This is a genomic window from Pantoea sp. CTOTU50773 (genome assembly GCF_032082325.1).
GTDB lineage: Bacteria > Pseudomonadota > Gammaproteobacteria > Enterobacterales > Enterobacteriaceae > Pantoea > Pantoea communis.
On the sequence record NZ_DAMDQC010000021.1, the window covers coordinates 25,594 to 42,676 of the forward strand.

Sequence of the window (17,083 nt, forward strand, 5' to 3'; positions counted from 1 at the left end):
GTGTTGAGATAAAAAAATCAATGTTCTTCAGATGCCATCGACAGATAGACGATCGTGAGGACCATGAAAATGAAAGCCTGCAGCGAAATGATCAGGATGTGGAAAATGGCCCATGGCACATTCAACACCCACTGCGACCACCACGGCAGCAAGCCGGCAATCAGGATAAAGATCAGTTCACCCGCATACATGTTGCCGAACAGTCGCAGACCGAGTGAAACCGGTTTAGACAGCAGGCTAACACCTTCAAGAATCAGGTTGATTGGGATGAAGATCGGGTGATTAAAAGGCTGCAGCGTCAGTTCTTTGGTGAAGCCGCCAATGCCTTTCATTTTGATGCTGTAGAACAGAATCAAAATAAAGACGCCCAACGCCATAGACAGCGTGATGTTCACATCTGCAGACGGCACAACGCGCAGCGCTGGCAGGCCAAGATAGTGCTCACCGATAAACGGCAGCAAATCGATAGGCAGCAGATCCATGAAGTTCATCAGGAAGACCCAGACAAAAATTGTCAGCGCCAGCGGGGCGATAAGTTTGCTTTTACCGTGGTACATGTCGCGAACGTTGTTATCAACGAAACCGACAACCAGTTCGATAGCCGCTTGAAGTTTCCCTGGCACACCGCTGGTGGCGCTTTTTGCCACTTTACGGAACAACACCAGGAAAAGCAGTCCCAGTACCACAGAGAAAAACATGGAATCGATATTTAATACCCAGAACGTCGCAGGAGCGTCGTGCGGATTCACCAACTCGAAAGTACGCAGGTCCAGCTGAAGGTTATTCAGGTGGTGACCTATGTATTCTTGCGGAGTAGAGATTTCTCCAGCAGCCATGATGCCTCTTACCCTTTGTTGTTAATTACAGCCGGCGCGACGATCTGCACCACCAGCACCGATAACCAAGTGATTGCGAGAGGCCAAAAGACCGCTCCAAACACACCTAACGCCACCATGAGAAGAATGACTGTCGTGAAGACCTTCAACACTTCACCGAGGGCGAAGCTCCAGGCCACACGACCTTTGGCAGGCGTTTGATCCTGCAGGCGCCAGGCTAAAAACATAAACAACACATTCGGCAGCCAGGCTGCCGCTCCACCCGCGATGGCGGAGGCGCCCCAGATAACATCTTTCAGAGTAAAGAGTGCACCGATGATGACAAACGTCACCAGCTGGATCACCAGCACGGTCCGGGCTAATTTCACACTGTAAAGAGACACTGACATGGCGTTGAACTCTCCTGCCCCGAACGGGGTATGTCGCGTGTCGTATAAGACTGCCTTTACTCATTTGAGTCAAGCAGCAAAAGCCGTGCAAATTATACGGGCGCCACCTGCGATTTCAATCGGTAAGTAGCGAAAAGGTGAACAATTATTTAAATTTCTTTCTGGAGGGCTATTTTTCAAAACATCACCTTCCACTATGACTCAGCTAAATCGCTGAAATTGCCTTGTTGGCTTGCTTTTAAAGCGTGCTTCAGATCACATTATAGGCAATAGGCTGGCGAATGAATTTGTTTTAAGCATGAATTTTTAGATTTCAAAAGTGATGAAAGCTGTTTTTTATCATAACGATAGAATTATCCATCCGGTATCAGGTCATGATTTTCGATAAAAACACTCTATTGACATCGTACATCGCAATAAAAACGTAAAACTGATATTACGCACGCCGATTTATTGCAGCGTTATATTTTCTGACGTGACTATTTGCGCAGGTAAATACAGCCAATAAAGTGATCTAACTGATAATGAAATGTGAAATGTTCGTTAAATGTAACAGAGCTTTTCGGATAATTTCCGTGGCGCTTGTTAACCGTCTCACCCTGCCCTGCCGAATAAAAGCTTTTGACTAAAAGTGTTCAACTGCTGTTTTTTTATTCAGGACGTTTTCACTGACTAAAGGTGCGGTTGGTGTTAAATCCGCACCTTCTTTATGGCTATTGGCGAGACAGCACCACTAAATGACGTTCACCATCCAGTTCTGGCACATGCAGTGATTCAATCTTCTCCACCACAAAGTCCGCAGGCAAGGCTGAAATTTCATCATCCGGACGCACCCCCTTCAATGCGTAGAAGCGGCCCGAGGTGCCCGGTAAATGATGGCACCAGTTCAGCATGTCTTCCAGCGAAGCAAAGGCACGGCTGATAACGCCATCAAACGGAGGCTCTGCGGGGAACTCTTCCACACGACTTTGTACCGGGGTGATGTTAGTGAGCCCTAACTCATGTTGTACCTGACGCAGGAAACGGATGCGTTTTCCCAGGCTATCCAGCAGCGTAAAATGCGCCTGCGGACGGACAATGGCTAACGGAATCCCTGGCAGACCCGGCCCGGTGCCCACATCAATAAAGCGCTCGCCTTGTAAATGCGGTTCGACGACCACGCTGTCGAGAATATGGCGCACCAGCATCTGCTGCGGATCGCGCACCGATGTCAGGTTGTACGCCTTGTTCCACTTATGCAGCAATTCTACATAGCCGACGAGCTGCTGTTTTTGTTGATCGGTAAGTGAAATATTTGCCGCATCGAGCAGCTGGGAGAGTTTGTTAATCACAAGGAACGTTCCATAAACGGGGGCGAGTGACCTCGCCCCAGGGTCGATCAGGCACTTTTACGCAGCAGGCCCTGTTTTTTCAGGTAAATCAGCAAAATGGAGATCGCTGCTGGTGTAATGCCTGAAATACGCGAGGCCTGCCCAATGGAGGTAGGTTTGTGATCGTTGAGTTTGGCGATCACTTCATTCGACAAGCCATTAACCTGACGATAGTCGAGATCGCCAGGCAGCAAGGTGTTTTCGTTGCGTTGCTGGCGGTCAATTTCTTCCTGCTGGCGTGCAATGTACCCTTCATACTTCACCTGAATCTCAACCTGCTCTGCAGATTGCTCGTCAGATAATGCCGGGCCATAACTCGGTAACGTCATCAGCAGTTCGTAGGTCATTTCCGGGCGACGCAACAGATCTTCACCGCTGGCTTCTTTCGTCAGTGGCGCACTGATGACGCTATTCACTTCGCCCACATTGTCTGATTTCGGATGTACCCACAGATCGCGCAGGCGCTGGCGCTCCTGCTCAATCGCTTCCAGCTTCTGGTTATAACGCGCCCAACGCGCATCATCGACCAGACCCAACTCGCGACCTTTTTCTGTCAAACGCAGATCGGCGTTGTCTTCGCGCAGCATCAAACGATATTCCGCGCGCGAGGTAAACATACGGTACGGTTCTTTGGTGCCGAGGGTGCAGAGATCGTCAACCAGCACACCGAGATAAGCCTGGTCGCGGCGCGGCGCCCAGCCCTCTTTGTCTGCTGAGGCACGTGCAGCGTTTAAACCGGCCAGCAAGCCCTGCGCCGCAGCTTCTTCATAACCGGTGGTGCCGTTAATCTGACCGGCAAAGAACAGCCCGTGGATAAATTTGCTTTCCAGCGTCGGCTTCAGATCGCGCGGATCGAAGAAATCGTACTCGATGGCATAACCTGGGCGCACAATCTTTGCGTTCTCCAGACCTTTCATCGAACGGACGATCTGCATCTGCACGTCAAACGGCAAGCTGGTGGAGATACCGTTAGGGTAGATCTCGTTGCTGGTCAGCCCTTCCGGTTCAAGGAAGATCTGATGCGCATTACGATCGGCAAAGCGCATCACTTTGTCTTCGATCGATGGGCAGTAACGTGGTCCGATCCCTTCGATGATCCCGGCATACATCGGGCTGCGATCGAGGTTATTGCGGATCACATCGTGTGTTTGTTCGTTGGTGTAAGTGATCCAGCACGGTACTTGTTGCGGGTGCTGAGAAACATTGCCCATAAACGAGAACACCGGCATTGGCGTATCGCCATGCTGCGGTGTCAGCACCGAAAAATCGATGGTGCGTGCATCAATACGCGGCGGCGTACCGGTTTTCAGACGATTTACACGCAGCGGCAAAGCACGCAGGCGTTTCGCCAGTGGAATGGATGGCGGATCACCAGCACGGCCACCGCTGTAGTTATCCAGACCAATATGAATTTTGCCGTCGAGGAATGTCCCGACTGTCAGCACCACACTTTTGGCACGGAATTTCAGGCCCATCTGCGTGACAGCACCGACGACGCGATCGTTCTCCACAATCAGATCGTCAACGGCCTGCTGGAAGATCATCAGGTTCGGCTGGTTTTCCAACGCAGTGCGTACCGCCTGGCGATACAGGACGCGGTCGGCTTGCGCACGCGTTGCCCGCACAGCAGGGCCTTTGCTTGCGTTTAGTATCCTAAACTGAATGCCGGCCTGGTCAATTGCCGTTGCCATCAAACCGCCTAAGGCATCCACTTCCTTCACCAGGTGTCCTTTCCCAATGCCACCAATCGCCGGGTTGCAGGACATTTGTCCAAGCGTATCAATGTTATGGGTGAGTAACAGCGTTTGCTGACCCATTCGGGCAGCTGCCATCGCGGCTTCTGTGCCCGCATGACCACCACCGATTACGATGACGTCAAAAGGATCTGGATAAAACATGAAGTGGGTCCTCGTTAATGTTCGGACAGGGATCGTTGCCCTAGGCGGTGGATTCTACTGAAATTCTGTCGACTGCGAAAGCCGCGGGATCCTTCGGTTTAAAAGAAAGGATCTTTATTCTTTTATATGATCTCTCTGTTAGATCTCTTATTAGGATCGTCAGGGTCTGTTGATAACCCCGAAAAGCAAAGCATTAACAGAGGATTAGAGAGGATCGCTTGCTGTGAATGATCGGTGATCCTGATCCGTATAAGCTGGGATCTAAATGGCGACTTATACACAGCCGAAAAAAGCATCACGGGTTGTTATTGGGATAACTACCGGTTATACGCAAGATTAAGGCTGTGTTATCCACAGACAATGGCATAAAAAAAACAATAAAACAGCGAAATAAACTGGGGATCTTTCACTTTTCCCGATCCCCAACCGGCAAAGATCGTCTTAAATTTGCGTTTTCCAGGTCTCAACCCACACTTCAGCCGGATCCTCAGGAATCTCATGTTCGAGAACGTCGATCTCCAGGCGATCGCCAATGCGTTTGGCGCCTAACTGGTTGAGCTGATCTTCCAGCAGTTTAATGGCACCGCAGAAAAGGTCATATTCATGGTTGCCGATACCCACTGCGCCATAACGTACCGCGGAAAGGTCCGGCTGCGTCTCCTGCAAGGCTTCATATAAAGGAAGCAGATTGTCTGGCAGTTCGCCCGCACCGTGCGTGGAAGTCACAATCAGCCAGATCCCTTCCTGTGGCAGCTCGTCCAGCTCTGGCCCGTGCAGCACCTCGGTTGAAAAGCCCGCTTCCTGCAGTTTTGCTTCCAGATGTTCGGCGACGTATTCGGCGCTGCCAAGGGTACTGCCACTGATTAAGGTAATATCGGCCATGATCTTCTCCCGCACTAAAGGCGAGCATTGTACGCTGTGATCAAGCCGTGATCCACCTGTGGAAAACAGGGTTAATAACAGAAAGCATCAGCCGACAAGGCGCATCACACAAGTGATCCGCCTGGGAAAAGGTTGTGCACAGGAAAGAGAGGGAATTACGGCTTGATGGTACGCATGATCGGGTTTTGCAACGAGATCAGGGTTTCGGTGGACTGGATTTCGTCTATGGTCTGGATCTTGTTGATCAACACCTGCTGAAGTGCATCGATGGATCGGCACATCACTTTAATAAAGATGCTGTAGTGGCCGGTGGTGTACCAGGCTTCTACCACTTCATCCAGCGCCTCCAGCTTGCTGAGTGCTGCGGGATAATCGCGGGCGCTTTTCAGAATGATGCCGATAAAGCAGCAGACATCAAAACCCAACTGACGAGGATCGATTTCAACACGAGTGCCCAGGATAATGCCTGCCTGGCGCATTTTTTCTACGCGAACGTGAATGGTGCCGGGGCTGACATTGAACTGTTTGGCCAGCTCGGCATATGCGGTGCGCGCGTTTTCCAACAGCGCATTGAGAATGCCGCGATCAAGGTTATCCAGTTGCAGTTGTTCTGCCATCATCCATCCTCTTTAAGTTCTTCTTCTATGAACAGTGGAGAATGTGCAGCAAATTAGCAGTGCAGGCAAGGTGCAGACCGCGTGGTAGCCGCAGTCTGCACGCTTTTTTTATCGCTTACGCCAGATTGTGAGCTGCGCTTCGGTATGTTGATACTTGCGCGCCGTCTCGCGGATCACAAACGGCACATCCTGCGGCGGCACCACTTCTTCAAAGGCATCACGCAGCAAACGCTGCAATGCCTGATAGGTCGTCAAAGCTTCACCGTTCTCACGCACGCCGCCCAGCCAGTTCTCCTTGGGCGTGAATTCCTCCAGCCAGGTATAAGGCGACGAAAGCACCAAAAGCCCGCCAGAGCGGATCATCGGGATGACGTCCTGCAGGAAACGTTTCGGCTGACGCAGACGATCGATCAGGTTTGAAGCCAATACCAGATCGTAACGATCCGGCTGCGGTTTAAGATTACAGGCGTCGCCCTGCACAAACTGAATGCGTGCCGCTTGCTCGTCACTAACATTGAAGTCCTTCAGGCGCACCTGGCGATATTCCACCAGCTCGCCCTCTTCCGGCACCACATAGCGGAAGTCCTCACCGGAGGTCAGCTGCAGCGCCACATCAATAAAGCGCGCGGAATAATCCATGCCTGTGACCGTCGCGAAATGGCGTGCCAGTTCAAAACTGGCACGGCCGGTCGCGCAGCCGAGATCCAGTGCCGCACCACGTTGTTTGCAGTGTGGCAGCAGTTTTTCCACCAGCGCCACGGCGTAATTCGGCACGTTGTAGTAGCCCGGTCCGTACTGGAAATCGAGATACTGTGACACCATGCTGTCCGTTTCATACGGATTGAGTGCCATGGTCTCTTTATGTGAGGAGACCACATAGCGGAAACCGGCGTGCTGGAAGAAATGACGACGGAAGGCATAACGAGCCGATTTTAACGCCTCGTTGCCGGTGGAAATCCAACTGCCACCTTTGATCAGCGCGTGTTTGCCGTCGAAGGTCGGCGTCGAGAAATCGTCATACAGCGGATGAACTTTGAAACCTTCGAAACCGTTAGTTGGCGTTGTGGTCCACTGCCAGACGTTGCCAACAATGTCGAAAAACTCGCCCTGCGCAAAGCGATCCACAGGATTGGATGAAGCCCAATAGGCCAGATTGATATTGCCGGGCGCCTCGATCCAGTCGGGCTGATCGCCGCTCACCTGTTCGCGTAGCTGCATCCATTCGGCTTCACAAGGGAGTTGAATAGATTTACCCGTCTCTTCCGCCAGCCAGCGACAAAACGCGGCGGCTTCAAGCTGATTCACTTCCGCTGGCCAGTCCCACGGCAGAGCGACTTCTTCAGTCATTAAGCGCAGTTTCAGTTGATCGGGTTGCGTAATCTCGCCGACCCAGAAGGTGGGCATTTGCGCGCCAGAGAATTCACGCCAGCCCCAGCCTTCCTCATCCCACCAGCGCTGATCCTGATAGCCGTTAGCGGCGATAAAGCGATAAAACTCGGCGTTGCTGACCAGCATTTTACTGGCCTTAAATGGTTTGAGTTCAGTTACCTGATTGCCGTATTCGTTATCCCAGCCGTAAGTATCATCCGTTTTGCCTTGTTGCACGCGACCGCCAGGCATCGCAATCAGCGAGTTATCTGGAACCGATGCGCGATCGTGGCGCGCCTGCGGACAAACCGGCCAATGCGCCTGCGGTTTTACCCATTCTATCGGTAGCTGGCGGATCAGCACGCTGGAGGTTTCCAGGTGGATACGCTCATGTTCAATGCCCATCAATACCACCCACGCCGGGCTTTCCCAGGTGATCGGCAGTTCCAGCGGCATGGTGCGAATAAACTCGCTCACCACGTTTTTGACTTTTCCACGGTAGTCACGCACCTCTTCGACCGTCGGCCAGGCGTAATGGCTGTCGTTGAGATCGTCCCAGCTCATCTCGTCCACACCGATTGCCATCATGGCTTCGATGCGATCGTCCACGCGATTGTCCAGATAGCGACCAGCGATCAGCTTATTCATATAGAACGTAGCGGTGTGGCCAAAGTAGAAGATCAGCGGATGGCGTAATGAGATCGCTTTGTTGAAATACGCGCGTTCGTCGGCAAGGCAATCAAACAGGCTTTCGTACAGCTCCCAGGTTTGGGTGAAATACGTCAGCAGCTCGCTCCGTTTTTGTTCGGCGTTTTGGCCGGAGAGCTGCAAAGTGCGGGTCGGTGCAGGAAGTTGGGCGGTGTTCACAAGATGCTCCAGATGCTCAGTGTGCGAACTATTCACTATAGCAAATAAGCATTTCTGCCAGATGAATTAGCGTTTCCAGCGGCGCAGCAGGCGGCTTTTCAGTCCGGTATCGAAGCGCCAGATATGATCGAAGATACGCAGAATGCCCGGTTTACCGTGAAGCGACATCGCCACCGCGTGGAAACGTTGTTGATGCTGGCGCTGGCGTTGCTTGATCGCGTTGATGGTGTCATCCGGTAAACGCTGGGCGATAAAATCCGACACGATCACCGCATCGGCCTCATCCCAGACGCTGCCCTCCATACGTTTAACCACCGCAGCAAGGCAAGCCGCCAGATCGGTGCCACCACGAAAACGTTGGCTAAGAAAACGGATAGCCTGCTCAATGCCGCTATCGGCAGTAAGTTCGTAGCCAATCACTTCGTGAGCGAACAGCATGATGTAGCAGCGGCGCTTATCGGCTAATGCCACCTTTAACAGCGCAAGGCAGAAGGCTTTGGCGCAGCGCTCGTTAAATCCGCCCATCGAGCCTGATGTATCGACACAAACAATAAAAGGGCCGCGCGGCTGCGCTTCATGTTGCTGGTGGCTGACCGGGCGCAGTGTGACTTTCTCGTGCCAGGCATCACCTTGTAACTGGTAAGTCAGCAGGCGTTTTTCCACCAGGCGACGATAAAATTCCAGCTCCAGCTCGCTAATACTCAAGGCAGCCAGTTCGGGCGGCAGCAAGCGCAACACATCGTCGCTCTGATGAATGCCGCTGACCTCTTCCGGCACATGATCGGGCTCGCGCACCAGTTGGTGAAATTCTTCCAGCGGTGCATCCTGCGACGGCACCGATTTGGCTTCGCGGCTGCGGCCCAACTGCTGCGCCAGTTTCATTAATTCCGGCTGCTGTGCGAGGAAATCACCATATTGCACAATCAGCTCATAATCACCGTGCTGAAGTGACGCTTTGCTCATATCCCACAAACGTCCGGCTGCGGCTTCATCATCGTCGGTAAGGATTGGCGCCAGCTGGCCACTGATTGCCATCCGTTGCTGCAGCTCGGCCATCAGACGTTCGCGCTGCTCCTCAAGAAGGGTTTCGTTGAGCGTGAGCGTTTGCAGCGTCAGGCTGAGTCGCCAGCGTTGCAAAAACAGCGTGTGCTGAGCATTGCTCAGTTGTTCAGCTTCGTTGTGCAGCAGCAGTTTGCTGGCTTCATCGAGAAATGGCGACGGCAGGTTTTTTAGCTGCAACATAATGTAGGGAAGCTGGTGGCTGAAATCCTGCGTGCTGATCAATTGCATTTGCTGAAACAGCTGAAACTCCTGCGCCAGCGCTTCCGGCACCGGCGTGGTTTTCATCTGTTCCGCGATTTCAGTGCGCCAGCGGTGTAAATCGCGCATTAAGGCTTGTTTCATGCGCGGAAATTTTTCAAAGAACAGCGCCAGCTGTGGCGACGCAAGCAGGGCCAGAATCAACTCTTCGATTAACTCCGTTTCGCCAATCGATAACAGCGTGCTCAGCGTCTCCAGTGAGATCATTTACGCGCCTGTTTCAGCTGTTCTGCCACATCCTGCAGGCTGGTTTCAATACGTGCCAGCCAGTCATCGCTGATAAACAAGCAGCGCTGGTGCTGGCTAAACAGCGTGCGCTGTGCGCGGAGCTGGGTATCCAGCGCTTCGTATTCATCCTGGATTTCCTGCGGCATGTCGCTACTGTTGCTGGCTCCGGGCAACGTTAAGCGTGTGGATTGCAGGCTGACATCGCGTAGCGTCAGGCAGTGATGCGCATCCACCAGCAGATCCAGCGTCTGGCCAAAACCAATGCCATTCAGTTTGCCGCGAATTTCACCGCCTTTAATCAGCCACTGGGTTAAGGCTTCACGGGCAATCAGCACATGCGTCACTTGCATGTCGTGCAGCGTTAACGGCTGTTGCAGCATGAGCGTCAGTTGTTCATCGCTGATGGCAGCAGGTAATTCGTAATGAGGTTTGCGGCTAAACATACCGCTGTGTTTCTCCAGCGTCAGCGCTTGTGCCACGCTCTGCTGCTGTTGCAAGGCGAGACGACGTGCTTTGATCTGCTGCAGTTTGTGCAGCAACGCCTGCTGTTGCCAGGCGTGCTGCGTCATCAAAGCATCAATTTCGCGATCCAATAGCTGCATCGATGCGACGTCATGCCACAGGCAATCCTTGAGCAGAATCAGATCGATCGGCGCAATGGTCACGCGGCCACTGTAAAACGCACTTGCCTGCAGCAGATGAATCGCTTTTTTCCAGCGGCGATCGGAAATGTAAGGTGCGCTGGGCAAATTCTCCAGTTGCTGACGCAGTTGGTAAATCAGCTCAAACACATGATCAGGTAAGGAGACCTGGCTGATGCCTTTCTGCCACTGGTGATACTCTTCATCACTGATGCGTAGCGCTTCCGTCACCGGATTATCATTTTCGTCCTGCTGGTGGGTGAGCATGCTGCGGAAGTTCTGCTTCTCATGCACGTTATCCAGCCATAGGCGAATCAACATGCGATCATACAAGGCTTCCAGCCCGCTATCGGCCTCCGGCAATTCGTTGGAAGCGGTCACCAGCAGGCGCATCGGAATCTTTTCTTCGCTGTCGCCATTGCGAAAGCGGCGTTCGTTGATGGCGGTGAGTAAGGTGTTCAATATCGCCGGACCGGCTTTCCAGATTTCATCAAGGAAGACGATTTCGGCATCCGGCAGATAGCCTTTGGTTAATCGCTGATAACGACCTTCATCTTTTAACGCCTGAATCGACAGCGGGCCAAACACTTCTTCAGGGGTAGAAAAACGGGTCATCAGGTATTCAAAGGCGCGGGCGTGTTGGAAGGCGTATTTCAGGCGGCGAGCAATCAAGCTCTTGGCAATGCCGGGCGGCCCCAGCAAAAATACGCTCTCGCCACTGAGTGCAGCTAATAAGCACAGGCGGATCGCATGATGCCGTTCATACAGCCCTTTCTCCAGGGCGTTACTCAGGCGAGAAATTCTTTCTGCCAAAAGATGGGGTTGAGCCATAATCACATCATTGTCCTTCTGATCCTGGAGCCGTCATATTCTGGCGAGCGCAATACTCTACTGGTTATCATGCTTGATTGCGTTGATAGCCGTCAGCTTTTTTGTTTCAGAAGGTTGAGGCGGGAGAACTCGCTGCTTCAGACGGTTTTTGGCGCCTAATTTCGGCGAAAAACCGCCTCGCTGACGTCATGATGACATGTTGTAAGAGTAGGTTTTTTTGGGAATATGTGCATACTGTGCGCTTTTTGATGGCCTGAGCGGTAGGCAAGTGCCTCATCGGCTCCAACAAAAGACAACTTATGAGCTCGGATAAGAAGCAGTCCCTTGGCGCAGTCACACTCGCCGCGATTGGCGTGGTGTATGGCGATATCGGTACCAGCCCGCTCTATACTTTGCGTGAATGTCTCTCCGGTCAGTTCGGCTTTGGCGTAGAACGCGAAGCGGTATTTGGCTTTCTCTCGCTGATCTTCTGGTTGCTGATTTTAGTGGTGTCACTGAAGTACATCAGTTACGTGATGCGTGCCGATAACGCCGGTGAAGGTGGGATCCTGACCTTGATGTCACTGGCCGGGCGCAATACCGGCGCACGTGCAACGGCGATTCTTGTCATCATGGGGCTGATTGGTGGCAGCTTCTTCTATGGTGAAGTGGTGATCACGCCCGCCGTCTCGGTGTTGTCGGCGATTGAAGGGCTGGAGATTGCGGCACCGAGCCTGGATGCATATATCGTTCCGCTTGCGATTGCAGTGCTGACGCTGCTGTTTGTGATTCAGAAGCACGGTACCGGCATCGTGGGTAAGCTGTTTGCGCCGGTGATGCTGGTGTGGTTTATCATTCTGGCCGTGCTGGGCGCGCGTAGCATCATCAGTAACCCTGATGTGCTGCATGCCATGAACCCGTATTGGGCGATGCACTTCTTTATCCAGTACAAAACGGTGTCGTTCTTTGCGCTCGGCGCGGTGGTATTGGCCATTACCGGTGTGGAAGCGCTGTATGCGGATATGGGTCACTTCGGCAAATTCCCGATTCGTCTTGCCTGGTTTATCGTGGTGCTGCCCTCGCTGGTGCTGAACTACTTTGGTCAGGGCGCGCTGCTACTTAAACATCCCGAAGCGATCAAAAACCCCTTCTTCCTGCTGGCGCCAGACTGGATGCTGATTCCCATGCTGATTCTGGCGACGCTGGCCACGGTTATCGCCTCGCAGGCGGTGATCTCTGGTGTGTTCTCCTTAACACGTCAGGCGGTACGTTTAGGCTATCTCCCGCCGATGCGTATCGTGCACACCTCGGAAGAAGAGTCGGGTCAGATTTACATTCCGGTGATCAACTGGCTGCTCTACTTCTCCGTGGTGATCGTGATTGTTGGCTTTGAGCACTCCAGTAACCTGGCGGCGGCTTACGGCATCGCAGTCACCGGCACCATGGTGCTGACTGCGATTCTCTGCTCCACGGTGGCAATTCAGAACTGGCACTGGAACCGTTATCTGGTGGTGCTGATTCTGATTGGCATGCTGTGTATTGACGTGTCCTTGTTCTCGGCAAACCTGGTCAAAGTGTTCTCCGGCGGTTGGCTGCCGCTGACCCTGGCACTGATGATGTTTATCGTGATGACCACCTGGAAAAGCGAGCGCTTCCGCCTGTTGCGTCGTATGCATGAGCACGGCAATTCGCTTGAAGCGATGATCGCTTCGCTGGAGAAATCTCCGCCGGTACGCGTGCCGGGCACCGCAGTCTATATGTCGCGTGCCCTGAACGTGATCCCTTTTGCCATGCTGCATAATCTCAAGCACAACAAAGTGCTGCATGAGCGTGTGGTACTGCTGACGCTACGTACTGAGGATGCGCCTTACGTGCACAATGTGCGTCGCGTTACCATCGAACAGCTGTCGCCGACGTTCTGGCGCGTGGTGGCGAGCTACGGCTGGCGTGAGACCCCGAACGTGGAAGAAATTTTCCACCGCTGCGGGCTGGAAGGTCTCAACTGCCGCATGATGGAAACCTCATTCTTCATGTCCCATGAATCGCTGATTATTGGCGATCGCCCGTGGTATCTGCGTCTGCGCGGCAAACTGTTCCTTGCGCTGCAACGCAATGCGCTGCGTGCGCCGGATCAGTTTGAAATCCCGCCTAATCGCGTGATCGAGCTGGGCACGCAAGTCGAGATTTAAGGATTAAGCGCGTCACCAGCTCAAGGTGACGCGCAAGCCTTGAGGCTGCACATGGCTGAATGCAATGCGAATACCGTGCAGTTGCGCAATGTTTTTCACAATCGATATTCCTAAACCGCTGCCCGTTTGCGTTTGCCCCGGCGGTCGCCAGAAACGCTCACCAAGGCGCGCAAGCTGCTCATCGCTAACACCTGACCCGTTATCTTCAATAGTTATCGTCCGCGCGTTTAACGTGAACTGAATCTGGCTGCCCGGCGGCGCATAGCGCAGCGCGTTATCCAGCAGGTTACGCATCAGCAAATTCAACAGCAGAGGATGACCGTTCATCACCGGTTCGGCCTGTGCATGCAATTGCAGATCCATCTGTTGCGCCTCGGCCTGTGGAAAATGTTCTATCAGAAGCTTTTGCAGCAGCGGTGCCAGTGGCACCGGCTGAAATTCGCTGCGCAGATCGTCCGCTTCCACTCTTGATAGCGTCAAGAGTTGATCCACCAGCCGTGTGGCGCGCTGGATGCCGCTATCAAGCTGCTGCAATGCCCGTTTGCGCATTGCTTCGTCATCATCCGCCAGCTGAATCACCTCACTCTGCACGCGCAGTGCAGCTAACGGACTGCGCAGTTCGTGCGCCGCATCGGAGGTAAAACGGCGCTCGCGCTGCACGAGTTGCGCCATACGGTGAAACAGCCCGTTTAATGCCGCCACCAACGGCTGCACCTCTTTGGGCAAGCGTGCTTCGTCGAGCGGTGTGGCGTCATCGGGTGCTCGCAACTGGAGTGATGCCGTCAGGCGCTTTAGCGGGCGCAATTCGAACCACACCAATACCAGCAGCATCAGCAGCATAAAGGGCATGGCGTAAAGCCACGGCATCAAACTCGCCAGTGCCAGATCGCGCGTCATATCGTCGCGGTATTCCCACTCCTGGCCCACTACCACGCGATATTGTTTATCAGCAGAAGTCAGCCAAAGCAGTCGCCAACTCTCATCGTCGCCGCGCAGACGACCCTCGCGAAAACCGTCACGCTTATCATCAAACTGCATATCGCGCCCGTTCTCGCCATCGTTAAGCAACGGCTGGCCGTCCGCACGGAAAATGGCAAACGCCAGTGCATCATCATCCTGATCGCCGCGGTGATGGCGCAAAATGGATTTGGTTTTTGGCAGAGAGGCGGCGTGCAAGCTGGTGGGATCGAGTGACAGCAGGCGTTTGGCAAACAGCATTTGCTGGGTATCGAATAGCTCATTAACGGTGTCGCGGGTCTGATGCCAGGCGCTGTAACTGGCTACCCCACCGCACAGCGTAATCAGCAGCACAAAGCCGATGGCGAGTCGTAGAAATAGACTCATTCTGCCGCACCGAGTGTATAACCCACGCCGTGAACGGTACGAATAAACGCTGTGCCGAGCTTTTTGCGCAGATGATGAATATGCACTTCTACTGCGTTGCTGGAGACATCGTCATCCCAGCTATAGAGTTTTTCCTCCAGCTGGCTGCGGGTTAGCACGCGACCTGGATTGCGCATAAACAGCTCCAGCAGCGCCAGTTCACGGCTCTTCAGGCTGATGGTTTCGCCGTCAATCCAGACGCTGTGGCTGCTGGGCGACATCACCACCTTGCCGTGTTTCAACTCGGGCTGTAGTTGTCCATGACGGCGGCGAATCAGCGCCTGTAAACGCGCGGCGACTTCAGCGAGCGCGAAGGGCTTACACAAATAGTCGTCAGCGCCTGACTGTAATCCTTGTATGCGCTGATCGAGCGCATCACGTGCGGTGAGGATCAATACAGGCACATCTGCGCCTTGCTCACGCCATTGACGCAGGATCTCCAGTCCATCGCGCTCGGGTAGCGAAAGATCCAGTACCACGGCATCCCATGGCGCGGCTGGCAGGGCCTGGAATCCCGCTTCGCCTGAGACGAACCAGTCAACGCTGAAACCGAGTTTCGTTAGCCCCACTTTCAAGCCATCGCCAATAAGCTTGTCGTCCTCAATCAATAATATGCGCATGCGTTTCTCCTTTAGTGCAGGAGTCGTTATACGAAGCCAAAACCGGCTTGTACAGCGTCAATCGCTGCATTTTGGCTATTTTTCGTGTTTTTTTAACCCTTAAGATCCTGTTAAGAACCCTATGCTGTAATGGCTTCCGTATCCCACACATTCATGGAACAGAGGTGAAAAATGAAAAAGAGTGCAGCGTTAATTGCGATTGTGATGTTGGCATCGACGCCGGTTCTGGCCGCGCAGCAGGGTGGCTTTGTTGATCCCAGTGCGCCAAAGGCTCAGGTTCACGCCGGCGGCTTCCAGGCCGATAACACCAGCGTCGTAACAGTGAAGCAGGCTGAAGAGATGAAAGATGACAGCTGGATCACCGTGCGCGGTTATCTGGATAAGCAAATCGGCGATGAGGATTATCTGTTCCGTGACGGTAGCGGCAACATGAAAGTGGAAATCGACCATAAGCGTTGGCACGGACAGACCATCACTCCGAAGGATCAGGTTGAACTGACCGGCGAGCTGGATAAGGACTTTAATTCCATTGAACTGGACGTTAAGCAGGTCCGCAAGCTGCCATAACACCCTTCAGAGCCGCTCAGGCGGCTCGCATCCCCCACCAAACTCAAATTATTCCCGGCACAAGCGAAACGTTTCGATGGCGATCACATTTCCGTGATGACGTCATTGAGTTGCCGCGCACATTTAATACACTCCCGCTCAGCGAAACGTTTCGCTGTGGAGTGGAAGAAATGAAAAAAGGTCGCTTGTTAAACGCTGAACTCTCTCATGTGATTGCCCGCCTGGGGCACACCGATACGCTGACGATTGCGGATGCGGGCTTGCCGATTCCGGCCGGACCACAGCGAATCGACCTGGCGTTGACGCCGGGAACGCCCGAATTTTTACAGGTGGTTGATGTTGTCACTCAGGAGATGCAAGTCGAAAGCGCCCTGATGGCGGAGGAGATCAAGCAACACAATCCGCAACTCCACAGCGCACTGCTCGCCGTGCTCGATGCCTTGCAACGGCACCAGGGGAATGTCATCACCATCCGTTACACCAGCCATGAACAGTTCAAACAAGAAACGCAGCGTAGTCAGGCCGTCATTCGCAGCGGAGAGTGTTCTCCGTATGCGAATGTCATCCTGAGCGCTGGCGTAACCTTCTGAGGTCGTTATGCAACCGTTATTGCAACTCAAAGGGATTGAAAAGTCGTTTCCCGGCGTGAAAGCGCTGAATGGCGCTTCGCTGGCTGTTTATCCGGGGCGCGTGATGGCGCTGGTGGGTGAAAACGGCGCGGGGAAATCCACCATGATGAAAGTGCTGACCGGCATTTACAGCATGGATGCGGGCTCTCTGCAGTGGCTGGGCAAGGATGTGGCTTTTTCTGGACCGAAAGCGTCGCAGGAAGCGGGCATTGGCATTATTCATCAGGAACTCAACCTGATTCCGCAATTGACCGTTGCAGAGAATATTTTCCTCGGTCGCGAATTTGTTAACCGCTTTGGCCGCATCGAATGGAACCGGATGTACGCCGAGGCGGATGCCTTATTACATCGTCTGAACCTGCGCTTCAACAGCCATAAGCTGGTGGGCGATTTATCGATTGGCGATCAGCAGATGGTTGAGATCGCCAAAGTACTTAGCTTCGAGTCGAAGGTCATCATTATGGATGAA

15 protein-coding genes are annotated in these 17,083 nt (G+C 53.3%); 4 read left to right on the forward strand and 11 right to left on the reverse strand.

Annotation, left to right across the window (positions count from 1 at the left end; all coding sequences use genetic code 11):
* Positions 1-17: 17 nt before the first annotated feature.
* The 9 genes from atpB to ravA form a co-directional block, all read right to left on the reverse strand.
* Positions 18-836, reverse strand: a complete 819-nt coding sequence (gene atpB, locus RT340_RS05530) for a F0F1 ATP synthase subunit A (protein ID WP_034830046.1) — start codon at positions 834-836, stop codon at positions 18-20.
* An 8-nt stretch (positions 837-844) separates the two neighbouring features.
* A complete protein-coding gene (gene atpI / locus RT340_RS05535; RefSeq protein ID WP_034830047.1) occupies positions 845-1,225 on the reverse strand; it encodes a F0F1 ATP synthase subunit I in 381 nt (126 codons plus the stop codon).
* Positions 1,226-1,938: 713 nt separating this feature from the next.
* Complete coding sequence (rsmG, locus tag RT340_RS05540) at positions 1,939-2,556, reverse strand: 16S rRNA (guanine(527)-N(7))-methyltransferase RsmG (RefSeq protein WP_211728901.1); 618 nt, start codon at positions 2,554-2,556, stop codon at positions 1,939-1,941.
* Positions 2,557-2,603: 47 nt separating this feature from the next.
* Complete coding sequence (gene mnmG / locus RT340_RS05545) at positions 2,604-4,493, reverse strand: tRNA uridine-5-carboxymethylaminomethyl(34) synthesis enzyme MnmG (RefSeq protein WP_097118419.1); 1,890 nt, start codon at positions 4,491-4,493, stop codon at positions 2,604-2,606.
* A gap of 441 nt (positions 4,494-4,934) precedes the next feature.
* Positions 4,935-5,375 (reverse strand): FMN-binding protein MioC, encoded by a 441-nt coding sequence (gene mioC / locus RT340_RS05550; protein ID WP_034830052.1) that lies wholly within the window; start codon positions 5,373-5,375, stop codon positions 4,935-4,937.
* 155 nt (positions 5,376-5,530) lie between these two features.
* Positions 5,531-5,992 (reverse strand): transcriptional regulator AsnC, encoded by a 462-nt coding sequence (gene asnC, locus RT340_RS05555; protein WP_034830053.1) that lies wholly within the window; start codon positions 5,990-5,992, stop codon positions 5,531-5,533.
* 108 nt (positions 5,993-6,100) lie between these two features.
* Positions 6,101-8,227 (reverse strand): 5-histidylcysteine sulfoxide synthase, encoded by a 2,127-nt coding sequence (ovoA, locus tag RT340_RS05560; RefSeq protein WP_313374657.1) that lies wholly within the window; start codon positions 8,225-8,227, stop codon positions 6,101-6,103.
* A 66-nt stretch (positions 8,228-8,293) separates the two neighbouring features.
* Complete coding sequence (gene viaA, locus RT340_RS05565) at positions 8,294-9,754, reverse strand: ATPase RavA stimulator ViaA (protein ID WP_313374659.1); 1,461 nt, start codon at positions 9,752-9,754, stop codon at positions 8,294-8,296.
* Entirely contained in the window at positions 9,751-11,247 is a 1,497-nt protein-coding gene (gene ravA, locus RT340_RS05570) for an ATPase RavA (RefSeq protein WP_034830059.1), read from the reverse strand. The genes viaA and ravA overlap by 4 nt, the downstream gene beginning before the upstream one ends.
* 299 nt (positions 11,248-11,546) lie before the next feature.
* Here ravA and kup point away from each other — a divergent pair, with 299 nt between their 5' ends.
* On the forward strand, positions 11,547-13,415 hold the full coding sequence (kup, locus tag RT340_RS05575; RefSeq protein WP_034830061.1) for a low affinity potassium transporter Kup: 1,869 nt from the start codon (positions 11,547-11,549) through the stop codon (positions 13,413-13,415).
* A gap of 12 nt (positions 13,416-13,427) precedes the next feature.
* Here the strand turns inward: kup and qseC are convergent, their stop codons facing one another.
* Both qseC and qseB read right to left on the reverse strand, forming a co-directional pair.
* Positions 13,428-14,759 (reverse strand): quorum sensing histidine kinase QseC, encoded by a 1,332-nt coding sequence (gene qseC, locus RT340_RS05580; RefSeq protein WP_097118415.1) that lies wholly within the window; start codon positions 14,757-14,759, stop codon positions 13,428-13,430.
* A complete protein-coding gene (qseB, locus tag RT340_RS05585; protein ID WP_097118414.1) occupies positions 14,756-15,418 on the reverse strand; it encodes a quorum sensing response regulator transcription factor QseB in 663 nt (220 codons plus the stop codon). The genes qseC and qseB overlap by 4 nt, the downstream gene beginning before the upstream one ends.
* A 171-nt stretch (positions 15,419-15,589) precedes the next feature.
* On the opposite strand from qseB, the gene RT340_RS05590 reads away from it, so the two are divergent.
* The 3 genes from RT340_RS05590 to RT340_RS05600 all read left to right on the forward strand — a co-directional run.
* On the forward strand, positions 15,590-15,985 hold the full coding sequence (locus RT340_RS05590; RefSeq protein ID WP_160833298.1) for a YgiW/YdeI family stress tolerance OB fold protein: 396 nt from the start codon (positions 15,590-15,592) through the stop codon (positions 15,983-15,985).
* 170 nt (positions 15,986-16,155) lie between these two features.
* On the forward strand, positions 16,156-16,575 hold the full coding sequence (rbsD, locus tag RT340_RS05595; protein WP_038643989.1) for a D-ribose pyranase: 420 nt from the start codon (positions 16,156-16,158) through the stop codon (positions 16,573-16,575).
* Between the two features lie 7 nt (positions 16,576-16,582).
* On the forward strand, positions 16,583-17,083 hold a 501-nt coding region (locus RT340_RS05600; protein WP_313374666.1), incomplete at its 3' end, for an ATP-binding cassette domain-containing protein.